Genomic DNA, 1913 nt, shown 5'->3' on the forward strand with positions numbered 1-1913 from the left:
GCGGGGTTCTTGGGGGTGCGGTGAGGTATCGATGCAGGTCAGGCGGGTGTGCCTAGCGCGAAAGGCCGAAAACGCCTAGTGGCACGATATGGGCACCCCACTGCTGACGACCTGGAATGACGTGCGTATCGTCTAGCGGCATGTACGTGAAGACGACGTCCCGGCGGAACAAGGACGGGCAGACGGTCCGGTATCTGCAGCTGGCCCACAACGAGTGGGATCCGGCTGTGGGGCGTTCGCGTACGAAGGTGCTGCACTCCTTCGGCCGGGAGGACGAGCTCGACCGCGAGGCGGTTCGCCGGCTGGTCGCGGCGCTGTCCAGGCTGTTGGACCCGGCGGCTGCGCTGTCCGCGACCGGCTCGGGAGACCTCTCCTTGATCAGCTCCCGGCCGTGGGGCGGGGTGCACGCGCTGGACGGACTGTGGCACCGGCTCGGCCTGGACGGGGCGATACACCGTCAGCTGACCGGGCGGCGGCTGGATCCGCGGGTAGAGCGGGTGTTGTTCGCGCTGGTGGCCAACCGGGCGCTGACCGCCTCCAGCAAGCTCGCCGCCACCGAGTGGATCGAGGGCGATGTCCACATAGAGGGCCTTGAGTCGGTCAGTGACGAAGCCTGCTACCGGGCGATGGACTACCTGCTGACCATCGAGCCGGCCCTGGCCAGGGAGGCGTACTTCCAGGTCACCGACCTGCTCAACCTGGAGGTGGACCTGCTGTTCTTCGACACCACCTCTACGTACTTCGAGACCGAGGACGCCGACGAACCCGTCGCCCGCGACGAACGCGGCGAGCGTCTGGCAGACGACACGCCGGACGAAGACGCCGCGCGGCACGACGGGTTCCGCACGCACGGCAAGTCCAAGGACTCCCGCGATGACCTGCCGCAGGTTGTCATCGGTATGGCCGTCACCCGCGACGGGATCCCGGTGCGGGTGTGGTCCTGGCCCGGCAACACCGGGGACCAGGCGCTGATCCGGCAGGTCCGCGACGACCTGCGCGAGTGGACGCTCTCGAAGATCGTGTGGGTGGCCGACCGCGGCTTCACCTCCGCCGCCAACCGCCGGGCGCTGATGCGCGGGGACGGCGGCTACATCATCGGCGAGAAGCTCCGCACCGGATCACCGGAAGTCCGCGCCGCCCTCTCGCGGCAGGGGCGCTATGCGACCGTGCGCGACAACCTCCAGGTCAAGGAGGTCAACATCGGAGCCGACGACCGGTTCGTGATCTGCTTCAACCCCGACCAGGCCACCCGCGACGCCGCGATCCGCGAGCGGATGGTCGCCCAGCTCACCGAAGTAATCGAGGGAACCGACAAGCTGCCCAGGCCCGAACGGGACAAGCTGGCCGGGGTGTTGTCCACCAAGCCCGGCCTGAAACGGTTCCTTCGCACCACCCCAGGCGGGCTGCTGCGGGTGGACAAGAAGAAGATCGCCGCCGAGGCCAACCTCGACGGCAAGTACCTTCTGCGCTCCTCGGATCCGAAGCTGTCGGCCGAGGACATCGCCCTGGGCTACAAGCAGCTCCTGGAAGTCGAGCGCGGCTGGCGCGATATGAAGCAAATTCTCGATCTTCGGCCGGTCTACCACCGCCGCGAGGACCGTATCCGCGCTCACGTCCTGCTGTGCTGGCTCGCCCTGCTCCTGATCCGCGTCGCCGAGAAGGCCACCGGCCAGACCTGGAACCGCCTGCGCACCAAGCTCCAGTGCCTGCACGCCGTCACCTACACCGGCCCGGCCGGCACCTTCCGTCAGTCCACCGACCTCACCAAGTCCCAGCGCGACATCTTCACCGCCCTCGACGTCGCCCCGCCCAAGAAGATCATCGATCTGAACGCAGGCCGCTGACCAGGCACTATCCCACCGCCTAGTGACACGCCATCTCGGCGTGCTCACAGGCATTTCCGCAGGTCAACC

At 67.7% G+C, this 1913-nt stretch carries 1 protein-coding gene; it reads left to right on the forward strand.

All coding sequences use genetic code 11. From position 1 onward, the window contains the following. Positions 1-140 precede the first annotated feature (140 nt). Positions 141-1844: an IS1634 family transposase gene (locus ACZ7NC_RS45400; RefSeq protein WP_471498303.1), complete on the forward strand. Its 1704-nt coding sequence runs from the start codon at positions 141-143 to the stop codon at positions 1842-1844. Positions 1845-1913: the final 69 nt, after the last annotated feature.

The organism is Streptomyces sp. NPDC111802 (genome assembly GCF_055634335.1).

Excerpts from the sequence above, each read along its gene's own strand:
- ACZ7NC_RS45400 (WP_471498303.1), top strand. The coding sequence starts at position 141 with ATGTACGTGAAGACGACGTCCCGGCGGAACAAGGACGGGCAGACGGTC.